Here is a 26,533-nt window from a genome sequence, read left to right on the forward strand (position 1 = left end):
CGGGCTCCGGCACAGATTTCGTGAGCGGTTACGGTGCGTGTTGGCCACTGGTACCCGGCAGTGGTGCACTGATGGCCAGATCTTCGTCGAGTCTGGCTGCCAGGTCCTCGGCGAGAGTCGGAACATGGCGAATGGCCCACTGCTTGGTCAGAGAGAGAAAGCCTTGCAGTCCCTCCTGCACGGTATGCAGGATCCCCGGTAGGTCACCCACCACGATCTCGATGGGCTGCCCGGAAGGGGTTTCCTGAGCGTCTACGCTGTCCTGCCACAGCTGCACGACCTCGTCGGCATGCTCAAGCCTTGGTGAAGGGTCATGGCCGAGCCACAGCGTCTCTCCGTCTGCGACGTTGAGCCACTCGCGCCAGTCCTCCAGCCCACAACAACATCCCGGCCGGACGGTGACGTTGGTACGGGTGTCGTGGACGCGCAGCCCTCCTGGTGCGATGATTTTGTCTGTCTCCAGCAGATGGCGAATTGCCTCGCTGGCGTCCATCAAAGGGCGATCGTCGTCACCTGTCCCCGAGTTGTAGTCAGCCAGCATGGCCAGCGCGCTGCCGACTTCGAGCGGGGACATACTGCTCGACAGAGCCATGAACTGGTACGGAGGCAGGTCAGCCACCGGCCAGAAAGAGAAGTCAACGGTGTCTGGGATTTCCAGGACGGCATTCACGATCAAAGCCGCGTCATTCTCGCCTGGGGCGGTTCAGCCCGCTTCGCAATTTCTCCCGGGGCTCCCCACACCAAGAGAACGCGCTTCTGGAGGAGGTTCAAGCCGGCGCGGCCGAACATCTGCCGCTCGAGCATCTTGATGCGGTTGACGTGCCCTTCTACGACTCCGGAGCTCCAGGGCAGGGTGAGGCCGGCAGCGACGGCGTCACGGTCGCGGTCGATGCCCGCGGCGAGGGTGTGGAGACCGGGCAGGTCATCTTGGCGGACGGCATCGAGCCACTCGGGCAGCTGTTGACCCTGTCGCTCGGTGAGGATCTGGGCGAAGGAGCGGACATGTCCGGTGAGGGCTTCCAGTTCGGGGAAGTGGGCCAGGACGGCCTTGAGTCGGAGCTTCGACCTCGGAGAGGGAGTCGGGGTGGCGCAGGATCCAGCCGGCGACGGTGCGGGGTGAGGGCCGGGGGTGCGGTGACCGGGTCGGCTGAGAGGCGCTTGGTGCGGAAGTAGGCGCGAACTCGCTGGTAGCTGCCTTTGTAGCCGAGTGGCACGATCTCCTCCCATGCCTTCCAGGCGTTGGTGCAGCCCTGGTTCCAGCGGTCGTCCAGGGGCCGAGCCCCGCACCGGCCCGCGGGATGATCGGGCTTGATCGTGGATCTCCGGGTATCCGGCGGGTATGCGCGACATCGACCCGCGCCCGACCGGGCGCAAGAAGCCGACCCAGACCGCGACGGAAGAAGCCCTGGAAGAGGTGAAGGAGCTGGGCGAGCAGGAGGACACCGACACCACCCAGGGCGCGCCGGAAGGCACCGGCGATCCCGTCACCCCGAGCCGTCCCGCCAATCGGAAGAGCGCCGAGGGGCACCCCTCCATCTGACCCCTCGCCGAAGGAGCACGTACACCGTGGATCACACCCGAGCGCCCGTGCTCGACGCGCTGCGGCGCTATCACGACCAGGGAGAGCTGTCCTTCACGCCGCCGGGACACAAGCAGGGACGCGGCGCCGACCCGCAGGCGCGGGCCGTCCTCGGAGAGGGGGTGTACCGCTCCGACCTGCTGGCGTCCGGCGGCCTCGACGACCGGCGCATGACGGGCAACGTCCTCAAGAGCGCCGAGGAGCTGATGGCGGACGCGGTCCACGCCGAGCACACCTTCTTCACCACCTGCGGCAGCTCCCTCTCCGTGAAGGCGGCGATGCTCGCGGTCGCGGGCCCGAACGAGAAGCTCCTCGTGGGCCGCGACGCCCACAAGTCGGTGATCTCCGGACTGATCCTCGCCGGCATCCAGCCGGTCTGGGTCGACCCGCGGTGGGACGAGGAGCAGCGGCTGGCCCACGCACCGGACGCGGCGGCCTTCGAGGAGGCGCTCGCCCGGCACCCCGACGCCAAGGGAGCCCTGGTCACCAGCCCGACGCCGTACGGCGCCTGCACCGATCTCGGCCGGATCGCGGACGTCCTGCACGCCTGCGGGCTGCCCCTCCTCGTGGACGAGGCGTGGGGCGCCCACCTGCCCTTTCATCCCGAGCTGCCGTCCTGGGCGATGGACGCCGGCGCTGACGTGTGCGTGACGAGCATCCACAAGATGGGCAGCGGCCTGGAACAAGGTTCGGTGTTCCACCTCCAGGGCGACCTGATCGAGGCGGAGTTCCTCCAATCGCGGGCCGACCTGTTCGGCACGACCAGCCCCTCCGTGCTCATCTACGCGGGGCTCGACGCCTGGCGCCGCCAGATGGTCCTGGACGGCGAGCGGCTGCTCGGCGAGGCCCTGGCGCTGGCGTCGGACGTGCGCTCCGCCGTCGAGAAGACCCCCGGCCTTCGGGTGCTCGGCCACGACGACTTCGTGGGCAGCGGCCTGTCCGTCGACTTCGACCCGCTGCCCGTGGTCATCGACGTGACAGGTCTCGGCACGACGGGCTATCGGGCCGCTGACTGGCTGCGCGAGAAGCACGGGATCAACATGCACCTCGCCGACCATCGGCGGATCAGCGCCCAGATCACCCACGCCGACTCGCCCGCTACCACCGACCCGCTGCTGGACGCCATGCGCGACCTGGCCGACCATGCTGGCGAACTGGCCGCCGGCGTACCGGACATGGTCGTACCGTCCGGGTCGCGGATGCGGCTGGAACAGGCGGCGCGCCCCCGGGACGCGTACTTCGGCCGGGCTGAACCCGTGCCGCTGGAGCGGGCCGCGGGCCGGGTCTCGGCGGAGATGATCACGCCGTACCCGCCCGGCATCCCGGCTGTCCTCCCGGGGGAACGGCTCACCGAGCCCGTACTCGACTACCTCCGCACCGGCCTGAAGGCGGGTGCGAACCTACCCGACGCCGCCGACCCGGAGCTGCGCACCATCCGCGTACGGGTGAACGACGGACCGCCCGCCTGACCGGTGGCGGGCCCATGCGCCGGTGCCGGGCGGGGGCCACTCCCGCCCGGCGCGGGTCCCCGTGCGTCAGCCTGCGAGTCCCACCGCCTCCATCGCCGAAACCCGCAGCATCCGCCGGGTCGTGCCCAGCGTCGGCGCCGCCGCGACCGCGACGAGCTTCTGCAGATCTCGCCGGTCCTGCCGGGCCGCGCTCATGATCTGGCCGCCGCACGCACCCACCGCATCATCCGAATCTGCGACTTGGTCCGGCCCACCAGGACCACGTGACCTCGACCACGCCCTGGACGCCGAGGCCGGGCATGTGGGCGAAGTCCTCCGGTGTCGGCAGGGCGCCGATCCGCTGCGGCCACCGCCGCCGCGATCGGGTGCTTGGAGGCGTGCTCCAGGGCTCTCGCCAGCCGCAGCACCTTGTTCTGGCCGGTGCCTTCGGCAGCCTCTGACCAGACTCGGCCGCCCCCGACCGCTGCGGCCTGTTCCGCGGACCGTCTCCGACCGGTGGTCCGCGCGTCCGCTGTCCGGTCACCTGGTCAGGTGCGGGAAGCGCCACTCCGTCCGGCTGCGCGCGGTCTCGCCCGGCCGCAGGACCGTGCTGGGGTAGTCCGGCCGGTTGGGGGAGTCGGGCAGATGCTGGGTCTCCAGGCAGACCGCGGCGTGCCGCTCGTGGGGGCGGCCCGCGCCGTCGGTGAGCGTGCCGTCGAGCTGGTTCGCCGTGTACACCTGGATGCCCGGCTCGGTCGTCCAGACCTCCATGACCCGGGTCGCCCCCGGCGTGGCGAGCCGCGCCGCCCGGCGCAGGCCGCCCTCCTCGGGGCCGGCGGTACCGCCAAGCACCCAGCAGTGGTCGAACCCTCCCGCCGTGCGCATCTGTTCGTCCGGCTGCCGGAGGCACTCGCCCAGGACCCGCGGGGTCGTCAGGTCGAACGGCGTGTCCCGCACCCCGGCCGGTGGCCCGAGCGGGATGCCCTCGGAGTCCACAGGCAGGTACGTCTCCCCGTCCACCTGCAACCGCTGCCCGCGCACGTCGCCCTCGCCGGTCAGGTCGAAGTAGGCGTGATTGGTGAGGTTGACGACGGTGGGCCGGTCGGTGACGGCGGTGTAGTCGGCCGAGAGGGTGCCCGATGCGCTGAGCGTGTAGGTGACGGACACGTCCAGCGCGCCGGGGAAGCCCATGTCCCCGTCGGGGCTGCGTAGGGTCAGCGTGAGGGAGGCGCCCTCGTCCGTGACGTGGGCCGCGGCCTTCCACACCCGGGTGTGGAAGCCGTCGGGCCCGCCGTGCAGGGCGTGTCCCCGGTCACTGACGGGGACCTGGTGCACTGTCCCGTCGAGGGTGAAGCGGCCGTGTGCGATCCGGTTGGCGTACCGGCCCACGACGGCGCCCAGGTAGGGGTTCTTGCCCGTGTAATCGTCGATCGTCGCCAGGGAGAGGACAACCGAGGCGTCCCCGCCCGCGGTGTCGGGCACGATGAGGCCGTGCAGGACAGCCCCGTAGGTCAGTATCTTGGCCCGGACGCCGCAACCGGAGTCGAGGGTCCAGACCTCGGTCTCCGCGCGCCCGTGGGCGGAGCCGAACGGCTTGCGGTGCACGGTAGGGCGGGGCATCAGGGATCCTTGCGGAGGAGCGGACGGCCGGCGTGGGGGCATGGGGCTGCCGGGGCGGGGCCGTCAGGGGCGGGTGGATTCGCGGACGATGAGGCGGTAGCCGGGGCGCGGACGCCGGGGTTCGGCGACGGGTGTGCCCGCGAGGCGCTCGACCAGGCTGTCGACGGCCAGTCGGGCGATCGCCGCCTTGTCCGGGGAGACGGTGGTCAGGGTGGTAGTCCCGTAGCGGCCCTCCTCGATGTCGTCGAAGCCCACGACGGCGATGTCGGCCGGGACGCGAAGCCCGCGGGCGGTGATGGTGCGCATCGCGCCGATGGCGATGAGGTCGTTGTAGGCGAAGACCGCGTCGGGCCGCTCGCCGCGGTCGAGCAGGGACGCCATCGCAGTGGCGCCGTCCTCGCGGCCGTAGCCGTCGGTGACCACGACCAGCGACTCGTCCGGCGTGATGCCCGACGCCGTGAGCTCCTCCCGCCAGCCGCGCAGCCGCAGGTGCGCGGGCTGGCGTTCGCGGCCGGTACGGGAGCCGAGGAATGCGATCCGGCGGTGCCCGCCCTCGACAAGGTGGCGGACCGCCGCTCGAGAGGCGGCCACGTTGTCGATGGCGATGTGGTCGTACGGGGCCTCGTACTCGCGCTCGCCGAGCAGTACCAGCGGCGCGGTCTCGGCGCGCGCCATGAGGTCCTCGGTCTCCAGGTGGATGGGGCTGAGGATCAGGCCGTCGATGACGTGGGACCGGAACCCCTGGCTGACCAGGAGCTCCTTCTCCCGCAGGCCGGCGGTGTGGTCGACCAGGACGGTGTAGTCGTGTCGGGCGGCCGCGTCGACCACCTCCCCCGCCAGTTCCGCGAAGTAGGGGTTGCCGAACTCGGGGACGGCAAGGGCGATGATGCCGGTGCGGCCCTTGCGCAGATGGCGGGCAGTCAGGTTCGGCCGGTAGCCCAGCTCGTCGATCGCCTGCTGCACCTTGGCGCGCATCGCGGGAGTGACGTGCTGGTAGTTGTTGACCACGTTCGACACGGTCTTGATGGACACGCCCGCCAGCTGCGCGACGTCCTTCAGGCTGACGCCCACGGCACTCCTCGGCTCGATCGGTTGGGACCCCGGGCCGGCACGGACTGCCGCGACCCGGACTGTTGCGCCCGGACAGTCGCGGCCGCGCTGCTCCGGCCGCGACAGATGCGTCGCGGACGGTCCCGGCACGGACTGACGTTTCGTCAGGTACTTCGGCGGCTGCGCGCCAGGTAGCGCTGCGCCACGACGACAACGATAAGGAATCCGCCGCTGACCACTGACTGGTAGGAGGAGTTGAGCGAGCCGATCTGGTTGATCAGGTTCTGGATGACAGCGAGCAGCAGTACGCCCCAGAGGGTGCCGCTGATCGATCCGGCGCCGCCGATGAGCAGCGTGCCGCCGATGACGACGGCGGAGATGGCGTCGAGTTCCATGCCCACGCCTACGATGGTGACGCCAGAGGAGAGCCGGGCCGCATTGAGTGCGCCGGCCAGCCCGGCCAGCAGACTGCTGAGGGTGTAGACGAGGAGCCTGGTGCGGGCGACGGGCAGGCCCATCAGGGTGGCGGCGTCGCTACTGCCGCCTACGGCGAACAGGGTCTGTCCGAAGGATGTGCGCTGGAGGACGAGGCCGCCGATGCCGAAGAGCACCAGGGCGATCAGGATCGGGTAGCCGAAGCCCCAGACGCTGCCCTGGCCCAGGTCGGCGAAGGCCGAGTTCTTCTCCACCAGGTACGTGGTGGCGCCCTCGTCGGTGAGAGCGAGCAGGAGGCCGCGGGCCGCCAGCAGGGTGGCGAGGGTGACGATGAAGGGCGCGAGGTTGCCGCGGGCGATCAGGAAGCCGTTGAGGAGTCCGATCGCGCCGCACGCCGCCAGGGGGACGAGGAGGGCGGGGAAGAACCCCCACTGCGAGGCCCAGGCCGCCAGGACGCCGCCGAGGGCGAAGACCGAGCCGACCGAGAGGTCGATGCCGCCGGTGATGATGACCATGGTCATGCCGAGGGCGACGACGGCGAGGAAGGACGCTTGGATGGCTATCCCGCGCGTGTTGTCGAGGGTGGCGAAGGTGGGGTAGACGAAGGACGAGATGATCACGACGGTCAGCAGGACCGCCAGCACGCCCTGGCGCTGGAGGAGTTCGGCCACCCGCTCCTTGGAGGACGGCTTGGGACCGGGGGCCGGGCGCGAGGGGCTGCCCCCGGGTGCGGGGGACGGGCGGCGGGTCGTGGTGGCGGCCGCGTAGGGCGAGGTGGTTTCGTTCATCGGGACCGACGCTCCCGGGCGACGTAGACGGCGGCGATGATGATGGCCGCTTGGGCGATCTGTGCGGTGGAGTCGGGCAGGTCGTGCTTGATGAGCGTCGCGCGCAGCAGCTGCATGAGCAGTGCTCCGGCGACCGTGCCGAGCACGCGGACGGAACCGCCGTTGAGAGGGGTGCCGCCGACAACGACTGCCGTGATGGCGGAGAGCTCCATCAGGGTGCCCAGCGAGGAGGGGTCGCTGGCGGACAGGCGGGCCGTGGCGAGGACCCCGGCGAGCGCGGCGAGCATGCCGCACAGGATGTAGACGCCTATCAGGACGCGCTTGACGGGCAGCCCCGCGAGGGAGGCGGCGGCCCGGTTCCCGCCGACGGCGACGATCTGCCGTCCGAAGGTGGTTCGCCGGACGAGGAAGGCGACGGCGACGGCGAGCACGGCCGCGATCAGCACGACCAGCGGGATCCCGAGGAAGGAGCCGGTTCCGAGCGAGAGCAGGTCGGGGTTGACGATCTGCTTGAGCTGGCCGTCGGCCACGACCAGCGCCAGCCCGCGGCCGCCGACGAACAGGGCGAGGGTGGCGACGATGGGTTGCAGCCCGACCAGCGAGATCAAAGCGCCGTTGACCGCGCCCACGACCGTGCCCGCGAGCAGGGAGACGACGAGGGCGGGGATCAGCCCGTATCCGAGGTACAGCGGCAGGAACGCGGCGGCCAGGGCCATCGTCGAGCCGACGGACAGGTCCACGCCCTCGGTCCCGATGACCAGGGCCATGCCCAGCGCGACGATCACGATGGGTGCGACCTGAACGAGCTGGGTGCGGAAGTTGTCGGCGGTCATGAAGTGGTCGGTGAAGACTGCGTTGAAGACGAGCACAACGGCGACGGCCACGTAGACGCCGTACTCCTGGTACCAGGCGGGGTTGCGGAGCTGGGCGAGCGGGTGGGCGGACTTCGCCGGCTCGGTGGGGAGGGCGGGGGAGGGGGTGGTGGTCTGGGTCATCGGAGGTCCTTCTGAGCGGCCGGGGCCTCGTCCGCGTCCGCGGGGTCCCGGGTCGCCGGTGCGTGATCGGCCAGCACTTCGAGCAGTCGGCTCTCGTCCACGTCGTCGCCCGACAGTTCGCCGGCGACGGAGCCGCCGCGCAGGACGACGATCCGGTCGGCGCCTTCGATCAGTTCCTCGATGTCGGAGGAGATGAGCAGGACGGCCAGTCCCTCCTCGGCGAGGTCGTCTATGAGGGTCTGGACCTCGGCCTTGGCCCCCACGTCGATGCCTCGGGTGGGCTCGTCGAGGAGCAGGACCTTCGGTTCCAGGCAGAGCCAGCGGGCGAGCAGCACCTTCTGCTGGTTGCCGCCGGACAGCTCGCCGACCTTCTGCTCGGGGCTGGACGCCTTGATGCGCAGGCGCTTCATGAAGACGTCGACGATCGCGTCCTGCCTGGCGCGCGAGACGACGCCGGCCCGGGAGAGCCGGGGCATGGCGGCCAGCACGATGTTCTCGCGGACGGACAGGCCGGGGATGATGCCCTCGGCCTTGCGGTCCTCGGGGAGCAGACTGATGCCGGCCCGGATGGCTGCGGCCGGGCTGGGCCGGCGCAGGGTGGTCCCGGCGACGGTGATCTCGCCGCTGTCCAGGTGCAGTGCCCCGGAGAGCGCCTTCGCGGTCTCGCTGCGGCCGGAGCCGAGGAGCCCGCCGAGGCCGAGGACCTCGCCCGCGTGCAGCGACAGCGAGACGTCGTGGAGCTCGTGGCGGCTGGTGAGACCGGTCGCGGTGAGCACGGGGGTGCGGGCGGTGCCGTGGCTGCCGGCGGCGAAGCCGGTGACGCCGGAGCGGCGGACCTCGGCCATGTCGCGGCCGAGCATCATCGACACGAGCTGCATCCGGTCGAGTCCGGCGAGGTCGCCGGTGTGGATGTGGCGGCCGTCGCGCAGCACGGTGACGCGGTCGCAGATCCGGTAGAGCTCGTCCATCCGGTGGCTCACGTAGAGCACCGCGATGCCCTGCCCGCGCAGGTTCTCGATGACCCGGAAGAGGGTCTCCACCTCGCGTGGTTCGAGCGAGGAGGTGGGTTCGTCCATGACGACGACCCGGGCGTTGACGGACACCGCACGGGCCAGGGCGACCATCTGCTGGGTGCCGATGCCCAGGGTGCGCAGGGGGCGGCGGGGGTCGGCGGACACCCCGAACCCGCCCAGCAGTTCGGCGGTCTCGCGGTGCATCCGGGCGAAGTCGATGAGTCCCAGGCGGTTGCGAGGCTCGCGGCCCAGGAAGATGTTGCGCGCCACGCTCATGAGCGGGACGAGGTTCACTTCCTGGTAGATGGTGGAGATACCGGCCTGTTGGGCTTCGAACGGCCGGGCGAACCGTACCGCCTCCCCAGCCATCTGCAGGCCCCCGTCGTCCGGGTGGTACACCCCGGTGAGAACTTTGATCAGGGTGGACTTGCCGGCGCCGTTCTCACCGACCAGCGCATGGGTCTCGCCCGCGCGCAGACTGAAGGAGACGTCGTCCAGCGCGACGACGCCGGGGAACCGCTTGCTCACCGAGCGCGCTTCGAGGACGGGGGGTCCCGCGGGAGCCGCGACCGCCTGCGCCGCCTGAGGTGCTGTTTTGGGTGGTGCCATGGGTGCTGGCCTTCCGGTGTGCCGGGGTGGGGCCGGCCGGCCGCCGTGGCGCGGGGGAGCGACCACGGCGGCGGCCTGCGGGACGCGGACCTGGGCCCGGGTCCGGCGGGGACGGGTCGGGATCAGTACGCTCCGCCGAGCGATTCCTTGGCGTTGGTCGCGTCGTAGGAGCGGTCGGAGATGATGACGTTCTCCGGGATCGCCTCGCCGCCGTAGAACTTTTGCGCGGTCGCGAAGGCCAGCGGGCCGAAGCGCGGGTTGGACTCGATGACCGCGTTGTAGTCGCCGTCGGCCAGGGCCTGGACGGCGTTGCGGGTGCCGTCGATCGAGACGATCTTGACGTCCTTTCCGGGCTTCTTGCCGGCGGCCTTCAGCGCGGTGACCGCGCCGAGGCCCATCTCGTCGTTCTCGGCGTAGACGGCCGTGATGTCCGGCTTGGACTGGATGATCTGCTCCATGACCTGCTGGCCCTTGTCGCGGGCGAACTCACCGGTCTGCTGGGTGACGATCTCCATGTCCGGGGCCTCGGCCCTGATCTGGTCGACGAAGCCCTTGGTACGGTCGGTGGTGACGTTGTTTCCGGACGCGCCGAGCAGGATGGCTATCTTGCCCTTGCCGCCGGTGGTCTTGATCATGGCGTCGGCGGCGCGCTTGCCCTGCTCGACGAAGTCGGAGCCGAGGAAGGCGACGTAGTCCTTGCATGCCGTGGAGTTGACCTTGCGGTCGATGGTGAGGACCGGGACCTTCTTGGCCGCGGCGGCCTTCAGGGCCGGCTCCAGGCCGTCGGAGTTGAGCGGGGCGACGATGAGGAACTGCGCGCCCTGCGACAGCATGTCCTGGATGTCGCTGATCTGCTTGGACAGCTGCGACTGGGCGTTGGTGGTGAGGAGCTTCTTGACGCCGATCTTCTTCGCCTCGTCCTTGATGGACTGGGTCTCAGCGATACGGAACGGGTTGGCCTCCTTCTCCGACTGGGAGAAGCCAACTACGGCGTTCTTCAGGTCCAGCTTCGGCGCGCCGTAGGTCTCGAGCTTGCATCCGTCGCCGGAGGTGGCCTCGGGGCTCTTGGCGGCCTGAGCGCCCTGACTGCTGTCGGTGCCGGAGGGCTCGGAGGTCTCCGACTTTGAGCAGCCGGAGGCGGCCAGCGTGGCGGTGGCGGCGAGCAGGCAGGCCGCGGCGAGGGTACGGGATCGACGCTGGATCATCATGCGCGGAACGCTCCTTGACGGGGTGACGGCACGTCGTGCGGCGTGCGGTCGTGGCGTGGCGTGGCGTGGCTGATTTGCGCTCGCGAGCCCGCTGCGGTGCTGCGTGGCTGCGACGGAAACGCGCGGTCGAGAGGGTTCGAGGGGGTTCGGTCGACCCCTCCGCGGCTAGGTTTACAACGTTATATAAGCGGGGTGGCGCAGGTGGCAAGAGGATGGCCGCTGCGTTTCCGAAATGTGTCGCGAGCGGTGGTGGCGGGGCACGGTGACGCGCCCGGCCGGAGGATTTCCGACGGGGTCGCCGGGTGGGGAGGGAGGCGTGGCCGCCCGGGCGGGCCGGTGGGCGCCGGTGCGGCGGGTCGGGGGCGGGGCGGCTTCGGATGCAGGCCGGTTTTCGCGCGGTTTCGGTACAGACTGAGGTTGGGTGGCTCGGGTGCGGATCGGGGGCCCGGGCGGCCTTCCGGTGCGCGCCTGGGTCCGGTTGGTTCCGGTATGTGCCCGGGTCCGGGGTCCGGTGCTGTACGGCTTCAGTACCTGCCTGGGGCCGGGGTGGGGCGAGGGGCTGTACGGCTTCGGCGCGTGCCGGGGCGAGACGTTGCGGGGGCTGGGGCGGGGTACGGCCGGTGCCGATGGCCGGTTTGCCGGCTTCGGGTCCGCATTCCTGGCCCCGGGGCCCGTACTCCCCGTCCCGATGCCAGGACCCACGACTTTCCGCCCCTCCCCGGGTCCTCCGCGCCCCCTGTACGTCGCGGGTACGGCCCCTGTCTGGGCCGTACCCGCCTTCGCCCCGCCCGTCTCCCGGCGGGCTCTTCCTCCTACGGCTGTTCGCCGTCGTGGAGGGCCGTCACCTCCTGCGTGGTGAGCGCTTTGTCGTAGACGCGGACCTGGTCGACGGAGCCATTCCAGAAGTCGCCGTTCTGGCCCGACCACTTGGCGCGGCCCACGGCGAGCGGTCCGGTGCTGACGTCGGCGGGTCCGGCGGCTGCCGTGGCGGCGGGCTTGCCGTCGACGTACAGGGAGATCTCGTCGCCCTGGCGGACCCCGACCAGGTGGTACCACCGGTTCAGCTCGGGCTTTACCTCCAGGCGGGCACGATGCTCACCGGGGGTGGAGAAGGCGAACGCGCCCTGTCCGTACTGCAGGTAGAACGGGTTCTCCCGGCGTCGGCCGTCCTGACTGACGGCGCTGGCGTAGTTGCCGGGCAACTCGTCGAGGGTGACCCAGGCCGAGACCGAGTAATCCCCGGTGGTATCGACGACCGGACCGCCGGTCTGGGCGTACTGTCCCGAGCCGTCGAAGTGCAGCCCGGAGCCCTTGACGCCGGGCGCCCAGGTCGTGCCCCCGGCGAGGGTCAGGTCCTTGCGGTTGGGGCCGCTGTCGACCGCCGTCGTGCCCTTGCCCTCGTCGAGGGACCAGGTGCCGCCGCCCTTTAGCTGGTCGCGCTCACCGGCTGCCGCTCCGGCCGCGATGACCTCCTGGTTGATCTTCCGCACGGCGGCGGCGTCGACCTTGATCTCGCGCCGGTCGTAGGTCCAGAGCCCGTTGAGCTCGTTCTCCAGGTCCGTCACCTGCGTGTAGACGGAGCCGGACAGCTCGGCGCCCGCCGCCTCCAGGTAGTGGGTTCGGGTGTTCTCGACGTACTTCGCCGTCAGCGCGGCCTTGTCCGCGACGCCGCTGTAGATGGCGGTGGGGGCGCCCGGCCACATGTGGCCGGCGGTGCGCAGCGTGAAGCCGCCGTGCTCGCCGTCCATCGCCGCGCGCTTCGCGTCGGGGAAGGGCGCGTCGGTGTTGTTGTAGTCGTGGTGGTCGATGATCTCGCCCCTGCCGGAGTCGCCCTTGGAGTTGCAGCAGTTGACCCCGCTGTGCGCGTTCACGACCCGGGAGGGGTCGTCCGCCTTGACCGCCTCGGCGATCTCACCGGTCCGCGCTCGGTCCCACTCGCCCCAGCCCTCGTTGAAGACGATCCAGCCGCCGATCGCCGGCGAGTTGTGAAGCTGGCGCATCATCTCCTTGCCCTGGCCGAGGAACGCCTGCTGTCCGGCCTCCTTGGTGAGGTCGCCGGAGACGAAGTCCTGCCATACCAGCAACCCGAGCTTGTCCGCGTGGTAGTACCAGCGCGGCGACTCGACCTTGATGTGCTTGCGGACTGAGTTGAAGCCGAGGTCCTTCTGCGCCTTCAGGTCGAAGGCGATGGCCGCGTCGCTGGGCTGGGTGTTCAGCCCGTCCGGCCAGAAGCCCTGGTCCAGCATGGCCAGCGAGAAGAACGGCTTGCCGTTGAGCGTCAGCTTCTGGTAGCCGCCGACCTTCTCCACGCGCAGCGAGCGCATCCCGAAGTAGCTGTCGACATTGTCCTTCGAACGGCCGTCCTGGAGCGTGACCTTCAGGTCGTAGAGGTAGGGGTCGTCCGGTGTCCACAGGTGCTGCTTGCCGACTGGCAGGGTCAGCTCGCGGTTCGCTGGCCCGGAGACGGTGCCGACGGTCCGTCCCCTGCTGTCGCGGGCGACGGCGGTGACCCGCGCGGAGGCGGAGGCGCTCGCCGAGTTCACCTTCAGGGCCAGCGCGCTGCTGTCGATGTCGGGGGTCGTGGTCAGGCTGTCCACGGCCGCCGGGGCGACCGGCTCCATCCAAACGGTCTGCCAGATGCCGGAGGACGCGGTGTAGAAGATCCCGCCGGGGTTAGCGGACTGCTTGCCCGTGGGCTGGTCGCGGCCCGTGGTGTCGGTGACCGCGACGATGATCTCCTGCGGGTCCTTGCCCGTGACAGCGTCCGTGATGTCGGCGCTGAAGGCGGTGTAGCCACCGGTGTGCTCGGCGACCTTCTCACCGTTCACCCAGACGGTCGCCCGGTAGTCCACGGCCCCGAAGTTCAGCTTCAGGCGCTGCGCCTTGGTGTGCTTCTTCCCGATGGACCAGTTCGCCGGGACCGTAACGAGCTTCCGGTAGAACATGTGGTCCTCGTGCCGCTCCAGACCGGAGAGCTGGGACTCCACGGGGTACGGCACGGTGATGCGCTCACGGAGTTTCTTGCCGAAGACGGGCTGTTCGTCGGCTTCGGCGCCGGCGAATTCCCAGGAGCCGTTGAGGTTCTTCCAGCGGTCGCGCACCTGCTGCGGGCGGGGGTACTCCGGCAGCGGGTTGTTCTTGTCGACCCCCTCGCCCCAGGGGGTGAGGAGCCGGTGGGTGGAGAGGTTCTTCGCGACCCGGCTGATCTCCGGGACGACCTCGCCGCCGGCCGTCAGGCCGCCCTTGCCGTCGTAGGCGACCCTGACCCGCTGGTTCTTCTGGACGGGCGCGTCCAGGGTGACGAGGAGTGCCTTGGGGTCGTTGGAGGCGCGCGTCACCGACTTCACCGGCATGGGCGAGGTGTCGGCCTCCAGCGTGAGGTGCTCCTTCACCCCGCCGATGTCCTCGACCTTCTCGTCGAACGTTGCCTGGAGCTTCCGCCCGGTGCTGTCGACGGTCAGCGCGACGGGATACACCTTGAAGTCGGCCGGTGGCGTGAACGCCGACTCGGGCACGATCTGTTTGGCGAGCCCGGGGCTCGACCAGCGGAGGAACATGTTTGCCCCGCCGATGTCCTGGAACATCTCGAGGCGGAAGGTGTGCTGCTCACCGGCGGTCAGGGCGATGGGTTTGCTCGTCTGCTCGTTGTCCCAGTCCGGTTCCCAGTGGTCGATGACGGCTTTGTCGTCGATGTAGAGCCGGAACCCGTTGTCCCCGCTGGCCGCGAACGTGTACTCGCCGGTCTCGGGAGCCTGGATGAGGCCCGTCCAGCGGGCGGTCGTGTGCTCGGTGCGGCCGGTGGCGGACTCGAAGGCCCCGGTGAGACCCGCGAAGTTGATCTCCGGGTCGAGCGCCGTGCCACCGAGTTCGGCGAAGTCGCGGGCGCCGGGCGCGGACATCCGGAAGTACTCGCCCTTGAGGCCGTGCACCTCCGTGGAGGGCCGCTCGGCGGCGAAGGCGGCGGCCGTCGCCCCACCGGCGGAGGGGGCGGCGACAGCGGCTGGCGCGAGCAGGACTCCCGCCGGGAGCAGCAGCGCGGCAGTACAGGCCAGTGATCTGAACAGGGTCCGGGTACGGGGTACTTGTCGTATCAAGGCGTCGTCCTCGTCGAAGATGCCGGGTGCCTCGATCGGCGAGGCACTGCACATGATCGAACATTGAGTCACAGCCGCAGACGGGTGACAACGGGTCTGCACGCACAATTTTCAACGATAGAAAACTGAGGGGCCGGGAGGGCGGGCAGCAGTGAGCTGGTGCGGCCCGTGAGGGATCCGCGTCCGGAAGGGTCGGGGACCGGAGTGTCGTGAGGAACGGCTCGACCGCGTGAAAGCACAGGTCAATGGGTCATTTCCGAGTCCTTCTTGCGAAAGGGCGGAGGCTCTGTCGCGGTGCTGGTCTGCGGGTCGGGGAATTGGTCGCGGGAGTCGCTCGGGCCGCAGACCGGGGCAATGTTCGGAAGTGTGGACTCCGGGCCGGGTATGGTCGGGGCCGCGGAAGGGTGATTTCGTGCCGATCCGGCGAGGGCGTCGGCGCCGGGGTGGATGCGGACGCGGGCTGGGGGCGCGGCTGCCGGGGGCGGACCCGGGGCCGTCGCGGTACGTGCCGGGACGCCTCCTGTCGACTTCTGACGATCCGCCATTCCTGCCGTCCGCGCCCCTCGATCACCCGCCCGCGGACCGCTCCCGCTCCCCCCGTGCGAATGCCGACACCTTCCGGACGCCGCTCCACGAATTTGTGCGCGAGGCATGGACATGCCCAAGAGTGCGTGCTGTCATTCCACATGACACCAGTTTTCTAACGTTGGAATCCGCCCACGCCAAGGGTTCCGACCGCGATCCTCCTCGCACCGTGGCTCCCTGAAGCCCGCCCGGGACGGTGGTCCGGGCCCGCGGGACGTGGCTCGCACGCTCATCGCGTCGTCGGATGCCCGGCACCTCCCCGGGGCATTCCGGCGCCCTGCGATCGCGCGTGTCCCGCCCCGTGCCCCGCCTGGACCGCCACCCCGGACGGGCCCTCACCGCGCACCTTCCCCGCGCGGATCCGCCCCGTTCCCACGGAGAGCACCATGTCGTTGACCCGCCGTCAGTCCATCCTGCTCGCCGCCTCGGTGGCCGCCACCACCAGCGCCTTCGGCCAGGCACTGATCTGCCCCGCTGCTGCTGCGGGCATCCGGCTGCCGCCTGCACCGGGAGGCCGCTACCACCCCAACGCAGCTCCGCTCCGGCCCACAGCGCTGCTTCGGCTGCCCACCACCGCCGTCACCCCCCGCGGCTGGCTGACCGGACAGCTCCAGCTCCAGCTCGACGGCCTCTGCGGCCGCCTGGACGAAATCTCGCACTTCCTCGACCTCGACACCTCGGGCTGGATCAGAACCGCCCGCGCCGGCTGGGAGGAAGTGCCCTACTGGCTGCGCGGCTACGTCGACCTCGCCATCGTCACCCGCGACGCCGACGCCCTCGCCACCGCGCGCCGCTGGATTGACGGCATCCTCGCCACCCAGCGCCCGGACGGGTTTTTCGGCCCCGAACCGCTGCGCACCTCCCTCGGCGGCGGCCCGGACTTCTGGCCGTTCCTGCCCCTGCTCCAGGCGCTGCGCTCCTGGCAGGAACACACCCTGGACAGCAGGGTCGTCCCGTTCCTCACCCGCTTCCTGCGCTACATGAACGCACAGGGCCCTTCCGCCTTCGACCAGAGCTGGGTCTCCCTGCGCTGGGGCGACGGGATCGACACGGCGGTCTGGCTCTACAACCGCACCGGTGATGCCTTCCTGCTCGACCTCGTCGACAAGATGCACACCCTGGGCGCCGACTGGACCGGCGCGCTGCCCGACAGGCACAACGTCAACATCGCCCAGGGCTTCCGCGAGCCGGCCCAGTTCGCCCTGCGCTCCGGTGCGGCGGCGGACACCCAGGCGGCCTACACCACGTACGACACGGTCATGCGCCGATACGGGCAGTTCCCCGGCGGCGGGTTCGCAGGGGACGAGAACATCCGCCAGGCGTACACCGACCCCCGGCAGGGCTTCGAGACCTGCGGGGTTGTGGAGTTCATGGCCAGCCACCAGCTCCTCACCCGCCTGACCGGCGACCCCGTGTGGGCCGACCGCTGTGAGGAGCTGGCGTTCAACGCGCTGCCGGCCGCCCTCGACCCGCAGGGCAAGGCCGTCCACTACGTGACCAGCGCGAACAGCGTCGACCTGGACAACGCCCCCAAGACGATGGGACAGTTCCAGAACGGCTTCGCCATGCAGTCCTACCGGCCCGGTATCGACCAGTACCGCTGCTGCCCGCACAACTACGGTATGGGCTGGCCCTGGTTCACCCAGGAACTCTGGACGGCGACCCCCGACAACGGCCTCTGCGCCGTGATGTACGCCCCCTCCTCGGTCACCGCCGAGGTCGCCGACGGCGTCACGGTCACCGTCCGGGAGGACACCGACTACCCCTTCGACGACACGGTCACCTTCACCGTGACCACGCCGAAGCCGGTGACCTTCCCCCTGGTCCTGCGCATCCCCGGCTGGTGCGCCGACCCCGTCCTGAATGTCGCCGGGCAGGACGTCACCGCGCCCGCGGGCCCCTCCTTCACCACCGTGCGGCGCGCCTGGACGAGCGGCAACACCGTGCGGCTGCGCCTCCCGCAGCGTCTGGCTGTCCGTACCTGGACGGCGAACGGCGGCTCGGTCACCGTCGACCGCGGCCCGCTGAGCTACGCCCTGCGCGTCGGCGAGCAGTACGTCCGCACCGGCGGCACCGACACCTTCCCCGAGTACGACGTGCACGCCACCACCCCGTGGAACTACGGGCTCGCCCTCGACCCCGCGAACCCCACCGGCGGGCTCGCCTTCACCGCTGCCGGCGGGGCGCTGCCCGCCAACCCGTTCACCCAGGCCACCACCCCCTACCGCGTCACCGCGCCCGCCCGCCGGATCGCCGAGTGGCAGGCCGACAGCCAGCATGTCGTCACCCCGCTCCAGCAGAGCCCCGCGCGCTCCTCCGCCCCGGTTGAGACCGTGACGCTGGTGCCGCTGGGCGCGGCACGGCTGCGGATCTCAGCCTTCCCGCTCGCCTCACCGACCGGACAGGCCTGGGCCGTGCCCGGTGCCGCGTTCCGGGTCGCGAACCGCGTCAGCGGCAAGGTGCTGGGCGTCGACGGGATGTCGCAGGCGGACAGCGCGCAAGTCGTGCAGTTCGGCGATACCGGCACCGCCGACCACCTGTGGCAGCTGCTCGACGACGGCGGCGGCTGGTACCGCGTCCGCAACGTGCACTCCGGCAAGGTCCTGGGCGTCGACCGGATGTCCACGGCCGACGACGCGCGGGTGGTCCAGTTCGGCGACACCGGCACCGCCGACCACGTGTGGCAGGTCGTCGACCAGGGCGACGGCTCGTTCCTGCTCCGCAACCGCAACAGCGGCAAGGTCCTCGCCGTGCTCGGCGCCTCGAGCGCGGACAGCGCGCCCGTCGTGCAGTACGCGGACGACGGCGCCGCCGGTCATCTGTGGCGGTGGCTCCCTGACGGCGACGTGCGCCTGGAGAACAAGAACTCCGGCAAGGTCCTGGGTGTCAGCGGGATGTCGACGGCCGACAGTGCGCAGGTCGTGCAGTTCGGCGACACCGGCACCGCCGACCACCTGTGGGCGTTCGTGCCGGACACCGACGGCTGGTTCCGCATCCGCAATCGGCACAGCGGCAAGGTGCTGGGCGTGGACGGGATGTCGCAGGCGGACAGCGCGCAGGTCGTGCAGTTCGGCGACACCGGCACCGCCGACCACCAGTGGCGTCTCGTGCATGACGGCGGCGGCTTCTTCCGCATCCGCAATCGGCACAGCGGCAAGGTGTTGGCCGTGGACGGGATGTCGAGGGCCGACAGCGCGCGGGTCGTGCAGTACGCCGACAACGGCACCGCCGACCACCTCTGGCGCCTGCGCTGACCCGCACCGGTATGCGTACGCGCACCACCCCCCGTCGGCACCACCTGCACCACCGCATCCGTACCGTTCCATTCGACAGAGGAGCTCTCCCATGCCCCTTGCGTCACCATCGCCCCGCAGACCCCAGCTGGGCCGGGCGACCGCCTGGCTGAGCACGCTCGTCCTGCTGTGCTTCGGCCTCATAGCCACCGGCGGGTCCGCGCAAGCCGCGCCGCTCGCCGCCTGGACACCGAAGCCGTCCCCGATGACCACGCCGTGGACCGGGCAGGTCCCGGTCGACAACCCGCTGCCCGAGTACCCGCGTCCGCAGCTCACCCGTCCCGACTGGACGAACCTCAACGGGATCTGGGACTTCGCGGTGACCGGGGCCGACGCCGGCCAGCCCGCTGTCTTCCCCGACCAGATCCGGGTGCCTTTCGTCGCCGAGTCGGCGCTCTCCGGCATCCAGCGGAAAATCACCCAGAACGACAAGCTCTGGTACAAGCGCACCTTCACCGTCCCCGCGGGCTGGAACGGCCGCCGCGTCCAGCTCAACTTCGGTGCGAGCGACTGGCGCACCACGGTCTGGGTCAACGGGCAGCAGGCCGGAGCCGTCCACACGGGTGGTTTCGACGCCTTCCGCTACGACATCACCCCGCTGCTCAACGGCGGTACCAACACCGTCGTGGTCTCCGTCTTCGACCCCACCGAGACCGGCAACCAGGCCGTCGGCAAGCAGCGCATCCGCGACGTCGCTCCGCACTCCGGCGGTGGCATCTTCTACACCGCCGCGTCCGGCATCTGGCAGACCGTGTGGCTGGAGCCGACCGCGTCCGCCCATGTCAGCCGCCTCGACATGGTGCCCAGCCTTTCCGACAACAGCCTCAAGGTCACAGTCCGCGGCACCGGGACCACCAACCAGACAGCCAGGGTGACGGTCTCCACCGGCGGCGCCCAGGTGGGCACCGTGACCGGCGCGGTCGGCAGCCAGATCTCCGTGCCGATTCCGAACCCGCACCTGTGGTCTCCTGAGGACCCCTTCCTCTACGACGTGAAGGCCGACCTGCTCGCCGGGAGCGCCACCGTCGACTCCGTCGGCAGCTACGCAGGTATGCGCTCCATCTCCGTCGGCAAGGTCAACGGCGTCCAGCGCACGCTGCTCAACGGCAAGTTCGTCTTCCAGACCGGCACCCTTGATCAGGGCTACTGGCCCGACGGCATCTACACCGCGCCCACCGATGCGGCCCTGAGGTCCGACCTCCAAAAGCACAAGGACCTCGGCTTCAACATGGTCCGCAAACACATCAAGGTCGAACCGCAGCGCTGGTTCTACTGGGCGGACAGGCTCGGCCTGCTCGTCTGGCAGGACATGCCCTCGATGGACAACACCCCGTCCGACACCGCCCCGCGCGACCAGTGGGAGGCGGAGTACGACCGGATCATCGACCAGCACCGCAGCTCGCCGTCCCTGGTGATGTGGGTCGATCAGAACGAGGGCTGGGGCCAGTACGACCAGGCGCGCATCGCCAACGAGGTCAAGGCGTACGACCCGTCCCGCCTCGTCAACAACATGAGCGGCGTCAACTGCTGTGGCTCCGTCGACGGCGGCAACGGTGACGTGATAGACAACCACATCTATGTCGGCCCCGGCAGCACCACGCCCACCGACACCCGTGCGGCCGTCCTGGGCGAGTTCGGCGGACTCGGCCTGCGCGTCGCCGGCCACGAGTGGTTCCCCGGCGGCGGGTTCAGCTACGAGGACCAGGTGAACGCCACCGCGCTGAACAACCGATTCGTCGGCCTCCTCGACTCGCTGCGCCAGAATCAGATGCCCGCGGGCCTTTCGGCCTCGGTCTACACGGAGATCACCGACGTCGAGAACGAGGTCAATGGACTCTTGACCTACGACCGCCAGATCGTGAAGGTCGACGCCGCCCGGGTGAAGGCGGCCAACCTCGCCCTCATTGACGCTTCCCGCAACCCCCCGCCGCCGGTGACCCTGCCCACCGACCAGAACAAGTCGCTGCGGGTCACCACAGCGGGGCACACCAACAAGTACCTGCGCCACCAGGACGGCCAGGCGTTTACAGAGGTCGTCGACGCGAACAGTTCCGCGCTGCTGAAGAACGACGCCACCTGGCGTATTGTCCCCGGCCTGGCCGGCATCGGGTGTTACTCCTTCGAGTCCCGCAACTACCCGGGCCAGTACCTGCGCCACCGCGACTTCCGCGTGTACAAGGAGGCAGGCGACGGCTCGGCGCTCTTCAAGGCCGACGCCACGTTCTGTGCGATAGCCGGCAACGGAGGCGTACGCTTGTCGGCCTATAACTTCGCCGGCCAGTACCTGCGCCACATCAACTCCGAGGTGTGGCTGGCCACCCCCGGCGGCACGCACGCCTGGGACAATCCGACCAGCTTCACGCAGGACACCACCTGGTCGGTGGACGCCCCCTGGGCTCCCTGACCGGAGACGTCCCCGCTCCGCTCATGACTGCCGCACGCGCTCCGCGCCTCGGGCCTTTCCGTGCCCGGGTCGCGGAGCGTCCGCCGTTCCAGGACCCCGCCGGCACCAAGCGCGACGACTGCGGCGGCGCTGTCACCGAACAGCCTGGCGGCGACCAGGTTCGCCAGGGAAACGTCGGTGTGCTGGAAGGTCAGCCACGCCGGAGGTCTTCGCCATGATCAAGCACCAGCGAGTGTCAACAACGCTCGTGATCAATACACCTAGGACGCTGCCTCACGGATGGGTGTGCCCTGCTCTGTCAGAGATGGCTTTGAGCGTATGGCGAGCATGATCAGCCAAATGATCATCAGTGCGCCCGCCGGCTGCAGGAGGGTGCGCGGCAAGGATGCTGAGACGAAGGTGTATAGGCCCAGCCACGCGCCTACGATGGTGCCGAGGATGCGGATGGCGCCGGAGGACAGCAGGGCGGTGCTGATGAACCAGACGGCCGCGAGGACGTGTCCGCCCAGGCGTATGTAGATCGCGGTGTCGTAGGGGATGCCGTTGATCACCAGGGAGCCGGTGGCGATGTCGAGGGCGAGCCAGCCGTAGGCGGCACCCTTGGCCCAGTCCGGAGCGTTGAGGCGTCCGACCAGGAACAGGAACGCGACGTGGAAGAGGATCCCGCTGTACTCGGGGGCGGTCGAGCCGGGGGCGACGATGTAGGAGACGAGGGTCGGCAGGAACAGCACGACCGGCAGGAGCGCGAGGGTGCGGGTGGCGAGTATTTCTTTGCCTGGATTGATCACTTGGCAGTCCTTGTCGTAGTTGCAGGTCACGAGCCCTGTACCGCTGGTCTTCGCCGACTGTCCATCGGCTAGGCCGGGCATCCATGGGGGCTGCCGGGTTCGGCGAGCAGGTCGCAGTTGGTGATCAGGGCGCGGCGGTCCGGCGACCGCGACCGCACCGGCCCCGGTGGCGCCTAGATCGATACTGACCTAATCCCCTGGAATGTTGAGGGCCCTCATGAAGTTGTATCAGTCATGAGGGCCCTCAACAAGTGGCCAGTAAGGAACGATCCCCGTCTGACGCAGCCGTCTCAGCTCGCACCTTCAAGGGTGTGGCTCGAACCGGAAAAGCATGGCATCGGTTTCCCTGATTTAGTGAGCACCCTCAATATGAGAGTAGAATGCTAAGTGGAGGTGGTCGTAGGTGGACGAGTTCGAGTTGTCTGAACAGCTGCTGACCTGTGTGACGAAAATCCGACGGGTGCTGGACGAGCGCTTGAAGACCTACGGGGTGTCGGTCGCCCGGAAACGGGTGCTGGGAGCGTTGGTGCCGGGTCCGATGCGGCAGGGGGCACTGGCTACGGCGTTTCAGGTCGCGCCGCGCACCATCACCGAGCTGGTGGATGGTCTGGAGCGCAACGGCCTGGTGGAGCGGCAGGAGGATCCCAAGGACCGGCGGGCTCGGCTGGTGTACCTCACCGCGGCGGGCCGGCGCGCGAACGAGCTGGCCATGGCCGCTCGCGCGGAAGTGATCAAGGAGATCTTTGCAGACCTCTCCGCCGAACAGCGCGTGGCGCTGTCGCGGATGCTTGGCGCCGTCAGCGACCGCGTTACCGAAATGACGGCCGAGCCGGAAGCGGATCGGGCCGCACCAGGTCAGGGCATTCCGCTGGATGCCCTGACCCTCTCCGACGACACGCGCTGAGCAGTGTTCGTCGCGCCGGCGACGGCCCGGCAGAGGTCTCCCGGCAGTCGTCCCTGACCTGCATCACCCACAGGAGTATCTGCATGTCCACGACCGCACCGGCGCCGATAGCGCCGCCCTCCACGCACGACCATGCCAAGCGGTGGCTGGTCCTGGCCGTCATCGCCGTCGCGCAGCTGATGGTGGTGCTCGACATGACGATCGTGAACATCGGCCTGCCCCAGGCCCAGGCCGATCTGGGATTCGCTGACAGCCGACGGCAGTGGGTCGTCACCGCCTACGCGCTTGCTTTCGGCAGTCTGCTACTGCTCGGTGGCCGTCTGGGTGACCTGTTCGGCCGCAAGTGGACCTTCGTCGGCGGCCTGATCGGCTTCGCAGCGGCTTCCGCCCTGGGGGGTGCGGCCGGCTCGTTCACCGTCCTGGTCACCTCACGTGCACTGCAGGGCGTCTTCGGCGCCCTGCTGGCCCCCTCGGCGCTGGCGCTGCTGGCCACCACCTTCACCGACCCGAAGGAACGCGGTAGGGCGTTCGGTATTTTCGGGGCCGTCGCCGGCGGCGGCGGGGGTGTCGGGCTGCTGCTGGGCGGGCTGCTGACCGAGCACGCCTCATGGCGCTGGTGCTTCTACGTCAACCTGTTCTTCGCGGCCGTCGCCGTGACCGGAGCGCTCCTGCTACTGCGCAACCCAGCAATCCGGCAGCGACCGCGGATCGACCTCTTCGGCGCGATGCTCGCCGGATCCGGCCTGTTCTGCGTGGTGTTCGGCTTCTCCCGGGCAGAGAGCGAGGGCTGGGGCGCCGCGCTCACTGTCGGCATGCTCACCGCAGCCGCCGCGCTGCTCGTGTCATTTGTGCTGGCCGAGTCGAAGATCGCCAGTCCGCTGCTGCCGCTGCGGATCATCCTGGACCGCAACCGCGGGGCGTCGTATCTCTCCGTGGCCCTCCTGGCGATCGCCACGTTCAGCGTCTTCTTGTTCCTGACGTTCTACCTGCAGCAGATCAAGCACTTCTCCCCGGTCGAGACGGGCCTGGCGTTCCTGCCCATGATCCTGTGCGCGCTCACCGGATCAATGGTCGTCAGCTCCAGGCTGCTGCCGCGCCACGGCGCCCGCCGCCTCGTCACCGCCGGCATGCTCGCCGGTGCCGCCGGCCTGTTCTACCTCGCGCAGCTCACCCCCGCCAGCGGGTATGCCGTACGCATCCTGCCCGCCCTGATCATCATCGGTATCGGTTTCGCCCTGGTCCTCGCCACCGCGATGAACACCGCCACCCGCGGCGTCGCGCACGGTGACGCGGGTGTCGCCTCCGGCATGGTCAACACCATGCAGCAGATCGGCGGCTCCATCGGCACCGCCCTGCTGTCCACCGTCGCCGCCAGCGCCACCACGAGCTACGTCAGCGGCCACCACTCTCCCACCGCGTACACCGTCGGGGCGGTGCACGGCTACGCCACGGCCTACCTCGTCGGCGGATTCCTGTTTCTGGCCGGCGCCGTCATTGCCGCCTGCCTGTTCACCCCTGCCGTCCGGCGCAGCCCCCAGAACCAGCACCGGTGACCGTGCCGGGCGGGATCCAGCACATGACAGAGCCGGCTCGCGCAGGCTCGCTGCCACACCCCTCAGCCATTCAGGTCACGACCAAGCGACGTCGGTGACCGCCCTCCCTACGGTCGGAGTCATGGAAACACGCACCCTCGGAACGAATGGCCCCAGCGTTCCGGCGATCGGACTGGGCTGCAGAGCGATGTCGGGCACCTACGGCGCGGCACAGGACGCGGACGGCATCGCGACCATCCACGCCGCGATTGACGCAGGTATCACCCTGATCGACACCGCGGACTTCTACGGCATTGGTCACAACGAGTGGCTCATCCGCCAGGCCCTGCGCCCCGGCGACCGCGAGAAGACCGTACTGAGCGTGAAGTTCGGCGGGCTGCGCGACCCCGACGGAAACTGGGTTGGCGTCGAAGGACGCCCTGCCAATGTCAAGAGCGCCCTGGCGTACTCCCTGCAGCGCCTGGGCACCGACCACATCGACATCTACCGGCCCGCTCGGCTCGACCCGGACGTCCCGATCGAGGAGACGATCGGCGCGATCGCTGAGATGGTGCAGGCCGGACACGTACGCGCCATCGGGCTGTCCGAGGTCGGAGCCGACACCATCCGCCGGGCCCACGCCGTCCACCCGATTAACGACCTGCAGATCGAGTACTCCCTCTTCAGCCGCGGCCTCGAAAACGGCATCCTCGACACCTGCCGGGAACTCGGCATCGGCATCACCGCCTACGGAGTCCTCTCCCACGGCCTGCTCACCGGCACCTACCGCCCCTCCACCGACGGCAGCGACCCCCGCTCGCACCTGCCGCGCTTCCACGGCGACAACGTCGAAGCCAACCTCGCCCTCGTCGAAAAGCTACGGAAGATCGCAGGCGCCCACGGCGTGACCGTGGCCCAACTGGCGATCGCCTGGGTCCTTGCCCAGGGACGACAGCACGGCGACATCGTCGCGCTCATCGGAGCCAGGCGCCCCCACCGCATCACCGAGGCGCTGCCCGCGGCCGAACTCGTCCTCACCGGGCAGGACCTGGCCGCCATCGAGCAGGCCGTGCCCGCCTCTGCGGTCGCCGGCGAACGCTACGCCGCCCCGCAGCTCGCGCAACTCGACAGTGAGCGCCGAGCTTCACATCCGCAAACGCGCGAACCTGCCTCACGCGCGTTCCCCGATGCCCCGTTCAGCAATTCACCGTGCACCGCACACACTTGTCCGCTACTGCAAGCTCCCCGAAGGGACAACATGTCGCTGAACGACGAACAGCGTGCCCGCACCAGAGAGGAACTGCTGGCCAACTTCCAGCTGGCGCGCACGACGTCTGAAGACGTCCAAACCGAGCTGGACTTCACTGCCCAGCAGCTCGATGACACCCTCAACGTTCGTGAACAGTGCAGGCCGCAAGACGTGTGGCTCTTGCGCGACCATCTGGAGAACCTGGTCCAGGCCCGCGGCGAGACCCCCGTCCCCTACAGCGTCCTCACTCGGAGAGCGCGTCTGTCCGCAGCCCTCTGGTTCCCCCTGCGCCGCCCTCCGAGCGGGCGGCACCGTTCCTGATCGTTGCTGATCACAGGCCGGCCGCGGCGACCTGGACCCGTTCCCCCCAAGGCCGCGTGTCAAGGCTCGCACCCAGCTGCATCACGTCCGCCCCACCCAGCCCAGCGGTCTGCTCTGCCTTCGTTACCCCCTGGTGGTGAGTGCAGACGGCGTACGGCCGCCTGCACTGAGATGAATCTTGTCCCGGTGGCCGGGCGCCCTACCGCCGGTCTCCGGCCGGATGTTCCTCGCCGGGCTCGCCCTGGTCCTCGTCCTTGCTGTCGTCGGGCCAGCGGCCGAACGGTCCGAGGCGGCCAGAGCCTTCGGCGCCGAGTACGCCGGGCCCCTTCGTACGGTGCGGCGTGCGGATCATGCGTCCTCCCCTTCGCGTCGGGCCTGCGCCCCCAGCGCCGCCACGACGTCACGACTTCTCGCTGGACCACCTGCCCAACCAGCCGCTGCACGTAGTCCTCGAACTCGCTCGCCGCCTCGACCTCCACTTCGGCGACCTCACCCCGTACGCCGCTGGCGTCTACGACAACGCCCTCCACTTCGACGCCCAGTTCCCGATTGAGCCCGCCCCCGGCACCGATACGGATGCCGTCGCCGTCCTCAACGCCCTCGCCCACGCCGGCCGCC

Annotated in this window: 18 protein-coding genes and 3 pseudogenes; 9 read left to right on the top strand and 12 right to left on the bottom strand. The window is 69.8% G+C overall.

Annotated features, from left to right (window positions below; translation table 11 throughout):
* Positions 1-28 precede the first annotated feature (28 nt).
* Together AC069T_RS20595 and AC069T_RS20600 are read right to left on the bottom strand one after the other, a co-directional pair.
* Positions 29-670, bottom strand: a complete 642-nt coding sequence (locus tag AC069T_RS20595) for a hypothetical protein (RefSeq protein ID WP_478784233.1) — start codon at positions 668-670, stop codon at positions 29-31.
* A gap of 2 nt (positions 671-672) precedes the next feature.
* The gene (locus tag AC069T_RS20600; protein ID WP_478784123.1) at positions 673-1,350 is read right to left on the bottom strand and encodes an ISL3 family transposase; all 678 of its coding nucleotides are present in this window, start codon (positions 1,348-1,350) and stop codon (positions 673-675) included.
* On the opposite strand from AC069T_RS20600, the gene AC069T_RS20605 reads away from it, so the two are divergent.
* The 3 genes and pseudogenes from AC069T_RS20605 to AC069T_RS20615 form a co-directional block, all read left to right on the top strand.
* Positions 1,340-1,540: a hypothetical protein gene (locus tag AC069T_RS20605; RefSeq protein WP_478784124.1), complete on the top strand. Its 201-nt coding sequence runs from the start codon at positions 1,340-1,342 to the stop codon at positions 1,538-1,540. The two genes, AC069T_RS20600 and AC069T_RS20605, sit on opposite strands and share 11 nt — an antisense overlap.
* Before the next feature lie 26 nt (positions 1,541-1,566).
* Complete coding sequence (locus AC069T_RS20610; RefSeq protein WP_478784125.1) at positions 1,567-3,048, top strand: aminotransferase class I/II-fold pyridoxal phosphate-dependent enzyme; 1,482 nt, start codon at positions 1,567-1,569, stop codon at positions 3,046-3,048.
* A 60-nt stretch (positions 3,049-3,108) separates the two neighbouring features.
* Positions 3,109-3,288 (top strand): annotated as a pseudogene (locus tag AC069T_RS20615) (hypothetical protein); the annotation flags it as partial.
* On the opposite strand, the pseudogene AC069T_RS20620 reads toward AC069T_RS20615, so the two are convergent.
* The 8 genes and pseudogenes from AC069T_RS20620 to AC069T_RS20655 all read right to left on the bottom strand — a co-directional run.
* Positions 3,288-3,479 (bottom strand): annotated as a pseudogene (locus AC069T_RS20620) (hypothetical protein); the annotation flags it as partial. The pseudogenes AC069T_RS20615 and AC069T_RS20620 sit on opposite strands and share 1 nt — an antisense overlap.
* Before the next feature lie 88 nt (positions 3,480-3,567).
* Positions 3,568-4,647, bottom strand: a complete 1,080-nt coding sequence (locus AC069T_RS20625) for an aldose epimerase family protein (RefSeq protein ID WP_478784126.1) — start codon at positions 4,645-4,647, stop codon at positions 3,568-3,570.
* A gap of 63 nt (positions 4,648-4,710) precedes the next feature.
* A complete protein-coding gene (locus tag AC069T_RS20630; protein WP_478784127.1) occupies positions 4,711-5,718 on the bottom strand; it encodes a LacI family DNA-binding transcriptional regulator in 1,008 nt (335 codons plus the stop codon).
* 143 nt (positions 5,719-5,861) lie between these two features.
* The gene (locus AC069T_RS20635) at positions 5,862-6,920 is read right to left on the bottom strand and encodes an ABC transporter permease (protein ID WP_478784128.1); all 1,059 of its coding nucleotides are present in this window, start codon (positions 6,918-6,920) and stop codon (positions 5,862-5,864) included.
* Positions 6,917-7,915 (bottom strand): ABC transporter permease, encoded by a 999-nt coding sequence (locus AC069T_RS20640; protein WP_478784129.1) that lies wholly within the window; start codon positions 7,913-7,915, stop codon positions 6,917-6,919. Before AC069T_RS20640 ends, AC069T_RS20635 begins: the two co-directional genes overlap by 4 nt.
* Positions 7,912-9,537 (bottom strand): sugar ABC transporter ATP-binding protein, encoded by a 1,626-nt coding sequence (locus AC069T_RS20645; protein ID WP_478784130.1) that lies wholly within the window; start codon positions 9,535-9,537, stop codon positions 7,912-7,914. The genes AC069T_RS20640 and AC069T_RS20645 overlap by 4 nt, the downstream gene beginning before the upstream one ends.
* Before the next feature lie 122 nt (positions 9,538-9,659).
* Positions 9,660-10,745 (bottom strand): ABC transporter substrate-binding protein, encoded by a 1,086-nt coding sequence (locus AC069T_RS20650; protein ID WP_478784131.1) that lies wholly within the window; start codon positions 10,743-10,745, stop codon positions 9,660-9,662.
* A gap of 812 nt (positions 10,746-11,557) precedes the next feature.
* Positions 11,558-14,893, bottom strand: coding sequence for a LamG-like jellyroll fold domain-containing protein (locus AC069T_RS20655; RefSeq protein WP_478784132.1), 3,336 nt, complete (start codon positions 14,891-14,893; stop codon positions 11,558-11,560).
* A gap of 917 nt (positions 14,894-15,810) precedes the next feature.
* Here AC069T_RS20655 and AC069T_RS20660 point away from each other — a divergent pair.
* Complete coding sequence (locus tag AC069T_RS20660; RefSeq protein ID WP_478784133.1) at positions 15,811-18,678, top strand: RICIN domain-containing protein; 2,868 nt, start codon at positions 15,811-15,813, stop codon at positions 18,676-18,678.
* Positions 18,679-18,769: 91 nt separating this feature from the next.
* The gene (locus tag AC069T_RS20665) at positions 18,770-21,121 is read left to right on the top strand and encodes an AbfB domain-containing protein (RefSeq protein ID WP_478784134.1); all 2,352 of its coding nucleotides are present in this window, start codon (positions 18,770-18,772) and stop codon (positions 21,119-21,121) included.
* A gap of 260 nt (positions 21,122-21,381) precedes the next feature.
* Here the strand turns inward: AC069T_RS20665 and AC069T_RS20670 are convergent, their stop codons facing one another.
* Entirely contained in the window at positions 21,382-21,909 is a 528-nt protein-coding gene (locus AC069T_RS20670; protein WP_478784135.1) for a hypothetical protein, read from the bottom strand.
* A gap of 403 nt (positions 21,910-22,312) precedes the next feature.
* On the opposite strand from AC069T_RS20670, the gene AC069T_RS20675 reads away from it, so the two are divergent.
* From AC069T_RS20675 to AC069T_RS20690, 4 genes and pseudogenes are all read left to right on the top strand, one after another.
* Positions 22,313-22,813, top strand: a complete 501-nt coding sequence (locus AC069T_RS20675; protein ID WP_478784136.1) for a MarR family winged helix-turn-helix transcriptional regulator — start codon at positions 22,313-22,315, stop codon at positions 22,811-22,813.
* A gap of 83 nt (positions 22,814-22,896) precedes the next feature.
* The gene (locus AC069T_RS20680) at positions 22,897-24,366 is read left to right on the top strand and encodes a DHA2 family efflux MFS transporter permease subunit (protein WP_478784137.1); all 1,470 of its coding nucleotides are present in this window, start codon (positions 22,897-22,899) and stop codon (positions 24,364-24,366) included.
* Between the two features lie 121 nt (positions 24,367-24,487).
* A pseudogene (locus AC069T_RS20685) lies at positions 24,488-25,483 on the top strand (aldo/keto reductase); the annotation flags it as partial.
* A gap of 120 nt (positions 25,484-25,603) precedes the next feature.
* Complete coding sequence (locus AC069T_RS20690; RefSeq protein WP_478784234.1) at positions 25,604-25,915, top strand: DUF2316 family protein; 312 nt, start codon at positions 25,604-25,606, stop codon at positions 25,913-25,915.
* 199 nt (positions 25,916-26,114) lie between these two features.
* Here the strand turns inward: AC069T_RS20690 and AC069T_RS20695 are convergent, their stop codons facing one another.
* Complete coding sequence (locus AC069T_RS20695) at positions 26,115-26,267, bottom strand: hypothetical protein (RefSeq protein ID WP_478784138.1); 153 nt, start codon at positions 26,265-26,267, stop codon at positions 26,115-26,117.
* Positions 26,268-26,533: the final 266 nt, after the last annotated feature.

The organism is Streptomyces sp. NPDC043867, from assembly GCF_056435845.1.